Origin of the sequence: Enterococcus sp. HMSC061C05 (assembly GCF_001814765.1) — a bacterium.
In the GTDB taxonomy this organism is placed as follows: Bacteria; Bacillota; Bacilli; order Lactobacillales; family Enterococcaceae; genus Enterococcus_B; species Enterococcus_B lactis.
In genome coordinates, this window is record NZ_KV817736.1 from 127,987 (window position 1) to 135,423 (window position 7,437).

The 7,437-nt window shown below is 35.0% G+C and carries 5 protein-coding genes; 1 reads left to right on the forward strand and 4 read right to left on the reverse strand.

Going from position 1 to position 7,437, the window contains the following annotated elements; genetic code table 11:
• Positions 1–131: 131 nt before the first annotated feature.
• Entirely contained in the window at positions 132–1,142 is a 1,011-nt protein-coding gene (locus HMPREF2988_RS05725; protein WP_002291335.1) for a peptidylprolyl isomerase, read from the forward strand.
• 67 nt (positions 1,143–1,209) lie between these two features.
• On the opposite strand, the gene HMPREF2988_RS05730 is transcribed toward HMPREF2988_RS05725, so the two are convergent.
• From HMPREF2988_RS05730 to HMPREF2988_RS05745, 4 genes are all read right to left on the reverse strand, one after another.
• The gene (locus tag HMPREF2988_RS05730) at positions 1,210–2,154 is read right to left on the reverse strand and encodes a 3'-5' exoribonuclease YhaM family protein (RefSeq protein WP_002291331.1); all 945 of its coding nucleotides are present in this window, start codon (positions 2,152–2,154) and stop codon (positions 1,210–1,212) included.
• Positions 2,138–4,858, reverse strand: a complete 2,721-nt coding sequence (locus HMPREF2988_RS05735; protein WP_070770154.1) for an ATP-binding protein — start codon at positions 4,856–4,858, stop codon at positions 2,138–2,140. The genes HMPREF2988_RS05730 and HMPREF2988_RS05735 overlap by 17 nt, the downstream gene beginning before the upstream one ends.
• Positions 4,855–6,075 carry a metallophosphoesterase family protein gene (locus tag HMPREF2988_RS05740; RefSeq protein WP_070770155.1) on the reverse strand — a complete coding sequence of 407 codons (1,221 nt, stop codon included), beginning with the start codon at positions 6,073–6,075 and terminating at the stop codon, positions 4,855–4,857. The genes HMPREF2988_RS05735 and HMPREF2988_RS05740 overlap by 4 nt, the downstream gene beginning before the upstream one ends.
• A gap of 197 nt (positions 6,076–6,272) precedes the next feature.
• The gene (locus HMPREF2988_RS05745; protein WP_070770156.1) at positions 6,273–7,118 is read right to left on the reverse strand and encodes a Cof-type HAD-IIB family hydrolase; all 846 of its coding nucleotides are present in this window, start codon (positions 7,116–7,118) and stop codon (positions 6,273–6,275) included.
• Positions 7,119–7,437 lie beyond the last annotated feature (319 nt).

Genomic DNA, 7,437 nt, shown 5'->3' on the forward strand with positions numbered 1-7,437 from the left:
CACATTTCCTAGGAATGTGATGAAATTTTGAATTTTGTTTGAAACTATCACGAGAACGCTTTTAAAGGGCATGGGATATGGTATAGTTAATATATAAAAAATAATAACTAATTACAGGAGTGCAAACATTAATGAAAAAAAAATCAATTATTTTGGCAGCTACTAGTGCGTTGGCTGTTTTAACTCTAGCGGCTTGTTCAGGCGATACCAATAAAGATATCGCAACGATGAAAGGCGGAACGATCACTGTATCTGATTTCTATGATGAAGCAAAGCTCGAATCATCGAACCAATCATTAGTACAACGGATGATCATCTATAAAGTATTCAATAACAAATACGGCGATAAAGTAACAGATAAACAAGTGGATGCAGAATACGACAAACAAGCGAAATCTTTAGGTGATACTTTTGAATCACAATTAGAAACTGCTGGGTATACGAAAGATTCTTATAAAGAATATATCCGTAATAATCTAGCTTTTGAAGCTGGTTTGAAGGCTCATGTAGATATTACAGATGATGATTTGAAAACTGCTTGGGAATCTTTCCATCCAGAAGTAGAAGCACAAATCATCAAATTATCAAGTGAAGATGAAGCCAAAGATGTAAAAAAATCAGCGGACGATGGGGATGATTTCTCTAAATTAGCCAAAGACAAATCGACTGATTCAGAGACAAAAGAAGATGGCGGTAAAGTCAAATTCGACTCGACGACAACAACCATTCCTGCAGAAGTAAAAGAAGCAGCTTTCAAATTGAAAGACGGCGAAGTCTCTGACGTTATTACTGCAACAAATACTACTTCTTATGCAACAGAATACTATGTTGTCAAAATGGTGAAAAACCAAAATAAAGGCAACGACATGGATAAATACAAAGATCAATTAAAAGAAATCGCTACTGAAACAAAATTAAGTGATAATACATTCACGACTAAAGTAATCGGTGAAGAATTAAAAGATGCAAATGTAAAAATCAAAGATGATGCCTTTGAAAATGTGTTGAGTGCATTCACAACAACTTCATCAAGTACGAAAGACTCAAGTGAAGCCACATCTTCAACAAAGAGCTCTGACACAAAATCAACTGATTCAACAAAAGAATCTTCAACTGAAGAAACAACTGATTCATCAAAATAAAAGAAAACAAAAAAAGCGAAGACTTATGTCTCGCTTTTTTGTTTTGAATGAAAAAAATAAATTTTTGCTATAAATCTTTTGGTACATAGAAACTTCGGTTGTCCATACCGAAAATCCGATCTGTGTATTTTCCTGGTTCTGTTTGACGAATCGAAGTCAACATCATCTGCATGGAAGCATCAATATTGTCGATTTGATGTAATATTTCTGCTTCCATTATTCTTGGACGTACAGGTGAACCATATTCTAATAGGCCGTGATGTGCTAAAACCATATGTCGTAATACGAGAACGTCTTCGTCAGCTTCGCTGATTTTCAGCGCAAGACAGGCTTTAGTTATTTCTTCGTCAATCAATACCAAATGACCGATTAAATTCCCTGCAAGCGTATATTCTGTCGACATAGGACCGGAAAGTTCGATCACCTTTCCTAAATCATGCAAAATGATACCCGCATATAATAATGGTCGATTCAACTCAGGATATTCATCGGCAATTGATTTTCCTAAGTGAAGCATTGTCAAAGTATGATAAGCTAATCCACTGGCAAATGCATGATGGTTTCTTTTGGCTGCCGGAAACTCAAAAAATTGTTTTTGGTATTTATTGAGTAGATAGCGAACGATCCGATTCCAATGTGCATTTGTGATTTCAAATAATAATTGATTGATTTCTTCTTCCATTTCTTCTTTCTTCAAAGGGGCTCTTTCCATGTATAAACTAGGTTCCCCTGGCTCATCCATCCTTGTTAAACGCATGTGAAGAATCTTTACTTGCGGGTTCCCTTGATAAACCTCTCTTTTACCGTTTAGAAAAACGACTGTGCCGGCTGTAAATTTGTTGATTTCCTCTTCCGAAGCATCCCAGTACTTGCCATCGATGGTACCTGAAGTATCTTGGAAAGTAAAAGCAATAAATTTTTTTCCGTTTTTAGCGATTCTTACATCTGCACTTTTGATCAGGACAAATTGCTCAAACTGCTCATCGATTACTAAATCACGAATTTTTTTCATTATTTGCTCCTTCTAATTGTTTTACGGTTTGGTTCATCTCATGGTAATAGCTTACCATTTCTTTATCAGAAGAAAAACAAATTATTTGATACTTTTCTCCAAATTTAGCTAAAAGTTCAGCTAATTGATACTTTCGCTGATGATCATAATGAAGCCAGCCATCATCTATGATAATCGGGCATATCGAACGATTGGCTTCTAACGAGAGGTAAGCAAACCTCATCGCCATAATCAGCTGATCTTTCGTACCTGTAGACAACTCATAGATTGGAAAGTCTGTATATCCGTCTGTTAAAGTCAGTGTATCGTTTTTCAGTAATATCTTCTGATAATTTCCTTTTGTTAAAATACCTAAATAATCCCCCGCTGCTTTTAACAACTGAGGTAATTGTCTCTCACTCATCTCTGTTGAAAGATCGCCTAAGAATGTCCCTGCGATTTCAAATGCGCCCCATTCCTCCAGCAATTCCTGCAATTTTGCTTTTTGTCGGCTAGCTTGTTGATAGAGTTCGTCCAATGTGCCGTCTCTTTGCAGCTCTTCTACTTGAAGTTGGAGTCGTTGCCGATTTTCACTTGCTTCTTTTTCTTCTTGCTGTAGTTGGCCTTGTTTTTCTTTCAATTGCCGCAGTCTTACAGATAATTTCTCTTTCGTCAGTTCTTCAGGAAACAGTGGACGAAGCATTTCTGACAGTTCATTGTACCTTTTCATCTGCTGTTCAGCTTGTTTGGCTTTTTGTAAAAAGACAGGTACTTCCGAAGGATAAGATAATCCAGCTTGGCTCAATTGTTCGCTGTATTCTTGTATCCATACTTTTTGTTTCTTTTTCAATTTATTGATTTCTTGCTTCAATAAAGTATTTTGCTGATAGCTTCTGGCAAATTTCATCTGTTCCATTTCTTGGATAAAACGGGAAAGCATAGCCATTTTTTCTGAGATCGTCTTATCTTGTATGGGTAGCCATTCTTTAACAAACTCAAATTTCTGATCGATCTGTTGTAGTTTTTCTTGGATTTCCTGCTCTCTTTTACGTTTCCGCACAAATACGCCATACAATTTCTGATAATCTATGACTTCTTGCCCATATTCTTTCATGAGTTTGAGTGTATCCATCTTTCCTAAGTGCCGATGATCAGCAAAACGATATACTTCTTGCTGAAGAATCTGTTTTTCTTCTTCGATTCTCTTTTGTTTTTCTTCTGCTTCTGCTAATTGGGCTAAAGCTAAATCAAGCTGACCTAGTTTTTCTTGCCACATTCCTTTTATTTCTGAGAAATCATTTTTAGGTTTGACCTTTGGTTGCTGTTTGTAGAAGAAATAGCCCACCATGCCTGCACCAATCAATAAAAAGATCACTTTTAAGGGCATTGGTACAAGTATACCTGCAATGATTATTGCTCCGCCAGCAATTAGCATATATGGTTTAGATGAAGGGGTTGGTGCTATCTCTGACTGATTTTGTAATAATGCTGGATAAGTCTCTTCCAACTCATTCACTTCTGCTTCGATCATTTTTTGCTGTTCTTTAGCTATCTGGAGACGCACAGAAATCTGGCTTTCTAGATCAGCAATCCTTCTTTCTTCAGCCAGAAGATTCTTCCACTCTTCTTCATATAGAAATTCTTCCGGTAACGGATTTTTCTGCCACTGCCATCTTTGTTCCAAGATCTTCAATTCTGAATTTGTTTCTCTAGTCTCTATTTGAAGTCTTTGCCATTCTTCGCTTAATTGTTCCGTTGTAAACTGGAGTTGTTGGAGGTCTTTTAGTTCTTGCTCCTGCTCTAAATAAAAATAATATCTAGCTGACTGCTGATCCATCCCGCTATGCTTTTCCAGAGTTGCTTCTAATTCTTCTAAACGCTCATTTGTTTGCTGATACCGTTTGGAAAAAGACTCCAGATCAAGAAGAAGTTGTTCATCAGGAAGACCTGTGGCGATGTTTTTTTTGAGGGATTGCCATTCTTCATATAAAGAAAAATTGAGTTCTTGCTGTCTGGCTAGTGCAAATTGTTTATTCGCCTCATGTAGTTGTTCCAGTAACTGTTGCTGTTGCGACTCGTATTCCTGTTCTTGTTGGATCAACTTGCCAAAATAAGCTTCCTGTTCTTGTTTTAGATGGATTTTTTCTTGAAGCTCTTTCCATTCATTTAATTTTTGATTGATCAGCAGTTTTTGGCCTTTTTTCTTGAATAACTGTTGTGCTTTCTGATAATATTCTTGTCTTTTTTGGAATACTTGAGAACTGCCCGTAATCCCTAAAGAAATCAGTGCATCATGTAGCTCTTTTTCTCTCAAGTGATCTAGTTCCATCAACTGTTCTTGCTGGAAAGTAAATACCTGCTGGAATAACTCTTTCGTCAAAGGTGCAATCAGTTTTTCTAGTAATTCATCACTTCCAACTTGGTTCCCCAGCCATACCTTCGATTTTCCACGATTTTGCTGTTTATAGCGCTCGACAGCAAACTCACCGTATACAGGATGTATAAGCCATATTTTGCCGCCATAGGCTGAGCCGTCTTTTGGTGTATAATCCTTTTTTTTACGGCCTTTTGAAGGGAATCCAAATAAGATGGCTTGGATAAATTGATAAATCGTTGATTTTCCTGCTTCGTTTCCCCCATAGATCAGCTGATTGCCTGAATAAAAATCAAAACTTTTTTGACGCCATTTTCCAAAAGCAGCAATCTCGATCCTTAAAATCTTCATTCCTGATCCTCCTCAAATAAAAAATCTTGATTAAGTAGCTGCTTGGCTTTTTCAAGTGTTTCTTCTTGATATTCCGGCAGTTCGCTCAATATTTTAGCCGCTTCTTGGTGACTATATACTTCATTTAAAATTTGTTGGAAATCTTGAGGTGTCTGATAGTATTGAAATAGCTGTTCCATCAATTTAGCAGAAGCAGCAAGTGGAATCTTCGCATAAAAAGTATCCTCCATGAGAGAAATACGCCAAATAAATAAATCCCTTATCCTATCTGAAAATTCCTCTAACAGATAATCTAATAACTCTCCTGATTGTATTCTCTCTAGAACATCTGTATTGAGATGGTCATAATCTTTTAATTTTATCTCAATTAAACTAAACCCATCTTCTACTTTTGAAAGTTGCTGACGAATATGAACAATGACCTCTTTTGTCGTTTTCGCTTGCCTCAATGATATTTCCTTTGTCTTCCAATAGACCTCTGCTACTTTAATCGGATGTATTTGACAACTTCCTTTACTTAATTCAACAAGTAGAATGGACGTAGAAGTTTGTTCTTTTTTAGTGTGTCCTTGAGGCGCACCTGGATAAACGATGGTTTGCTTTTCATTTAAAACTGTTGGCACATGGATATGCCCCAAAGCCCAATAATCGTATCCTTTTTCTTGCATTTTTGAAGGTTGGAAAGGGGCATAGTTCCCTTTTTGCGAGGTACCAGGTTCCCCATGATACAAACCAATATGGTAATCTGTGAGTTCTCTAGAAGGAAATTCCATCACTTTGTCTTTTTGAATCCATGGTTGTCGATAACTGAATCCACTGAGAGAGACAGTTTCGCCACTTTTTATCGTTATTTTTTTTGTCTCTACCGTTTCGGATGTAAATAAATGGACATTTTTAGGAAAGGAGAACCAATACCGCTCTTTTTGATAGAAATCATGATTTCCGAATATTATAAATACAGGTATATGGTTTTTTTCTAACCGTTTCATCTGTTCTGAAAAATGTTTCTGTATTTTTAATGAAGGACGATTTTGATGAAAATTATCTCCTGCAAGTAAAACAAAATCAACGTTATTTATTATTGCCTGTTTAATGATATTTGATAAAACGGTCAGATTCGTCTTCAATAGTTTTTCCTGTACAGTTTTATCTAGAGTTGTCAGTCCTTCAAATGACCGATCCATATGTAAATCTGCCGCATGGATAAATTTCACCATTAAAAATTCCCTCCTCTTTTTCTTTTATCATACCATTTTCAATGTTTTTTTTCATCAATAACCGAAAATTTGTTCGTATTATGCAAAGAAATTACGATAAATGGCTGGCTTCAAAAAATGAGTTTATTCGAAAAAAGATTGTGACATGATTTTTGTCACAATCCTAAATATTTATATTCTATACTCCCTAAATTAGTTTATATGGTAAGAATTCTTTCAAAAGCTTGAGATACTCCGTCTTTATCGTTTGAAACGGTAATATAATCAGCTTTTTTCATGATCTCTTGATGACTATTTCCCATTGCAAAACTAATATCTGCCCTCTCAAACATAGATAAGTCATTTAAACTATCCCCGATCGCGATTCTCAAAGGTTTTTTTAAATTGTAGATTGATTCCAAACGATCAAACACCGTGCCTTTTGATACATTTTGAGGCACGATTTCAATGTTTACAGGTGCTGATTCAGTAACAGTCACATTTAGCATCTTTTTCAAACGGTTAAATATATTCGCTTTCAATTGACGATTGGGAATAAAAATAAAAAATTTGTAAATGCTGATATCATCCTTTTCTATAATTTCCTCAATATTATTATAAGGAATAGAACAAATAGATTTTTCATACTCAAGCTCATAGTTCAACTCCTTGACAGAAAATTCACTACCTACCTCGTGAAAGATTTTTTTCATTTTATTTTTATAGTTCTGCGATTCATAACTTCCGAGATTCGTATATATTTTAGTTGGAAATTTCGATATGACAGAATCAATTTTTTTTACATCCTTTTTATCGAAAAAAGACTCAAATATCTTTTTTTCTCCATCAAATCCAACAGAACCATTTAATCCTACTGCTGGAACCATTAAACCAGATTTTTTGAGAATATTATTAATGTCTTCTACTTCTCTTCCAGAACAAATGAATGGAAAACAGTCTTTAGGTAAATGTTGCATTGTTCTTGCATTTTTTTGACTAATGCTCTGGTCAGAATTCAAAAGAGTACCGTCTAAATCTATACCAATTAGTTTCATTTCATCCATGTCTCCTATACGTTAATTATACATTCACTGCTGATTATAAGTCTAAATTTCTCACAAAACATATACTAATTATACCTAATTTAAGTAAGTGTAAGAATCATTTTAAGAATAGGAACGGACATTTGTATACTGTTCTCTATATTTTTGATTTATAAATAAACGTGTATTGTATCAAAATCAATTATATCGTTATTTTATAATAACCAACTATAAAAAAACGAAGTAGGTGAAAACTAACTTCGATATTCATAGAAGACTCTATTAGTTCAATTTAGTAAAAGTTTTAAACAAAAAAAGATGAACTATTTCTAGTTCATCT

Bases quoted from the DNA above. Each gene is read 5' to 3' on its own strand.
- HMPREF2988_RS05730 (WP_002291331.1), bottom strand. From the start codon at position 2,154: ATGAAAAAAATTCGTGATTTAGTAATCGATGAGCAGTTTGAGCAATTT.
- HMPREF2988_RS05740 (WP_070770155.1), bottom strand. From the start codon at position 6,075: ATGGTGAAATTTATCCATGCGGCAGATTTACATATGGATCGGTCATTT.
- HMPREF2988_RS05745 (WP_070770156.1), bottom strand. From the start codon at position 7,118: ATGGATGAAATGAAACTAATTGGTATAGATTTAGACGGTACTCTTTTG.
- HMPREF2988_RS05725 (WP_002291335.1), top strand. From the start codon at position 132: ATGAAAAAAAAATCAATTATTTTGGCAGCTACTAGTGCGTTGGCTGTT.
- HMPREF2988_RS05735 (WP_070770154.1), bottom strand. From the start codon at position 4,858: ATGAAGATTTTAAGGATCGAGATTGCTGCTTTTGGAAAATGGCGTCAA.